Source organism: Faecalibacterium sp. DFI.5.82, assembly GCF_029076575.1.
In the GTDB taxonomy this organism is placed as follows: Bacteria; Bacillota; Clostridia; order Oscillospirales; family Ruminococcaceae; genus Faecalibacterium; species Faecalibacterium duncaniae.
This window is the reverse complement of sequence record NZ_JARFIS010000625.1, coordinates 1-305: the sequence shown is the minus strand read 5'-3', so window position 1 is coordinate 305 and position 305 is coordinate 1. Positions and strand designations below refer to the sequence as shown.

Annotated in this window: 1 pseudogene; it reads right to left on the bottom strand. The window is 56.1% G+C overall.

Annotation, left to right across the window (positions count from 1 at the left end):
- Positions 1-172: 172 nt before the first annotated feature.
- Positions 173-305 (bottom strand): annotated as a pseudogene (locus tag P0G09_RS18160) (4Fe-4S ferredoxin); the annotation flags it as partial.

Here is a 305-nt window from a genome sequence, read left to right as displayed (position 1 = left end):
CGAGGATGCCGGTCTGGATGCCAAAGAGCTGCCCGGCTGTTCCGAGGAAAACTGGAAAGCCCTGGCCGATGTCATTGACGTACTGGTCCCGGCTTCCTGCGAGTATTGATCGTTCCGTCTGCCCCTGAATGCAAGAGACATAAAAATAAGCCCGACGTTGTCGGGCTTATTTTTATGTGCAGATCTTCTTCAGGGTGTACTGGCGGGTGCCCATACCGATCTTTTCGGCCTGATCCAGCGTTGCCTTCCACTCGACATTGGGGTTGGAATCCGTGACGGTGTCGTGGTGGCAGTTCCAGCCGGGC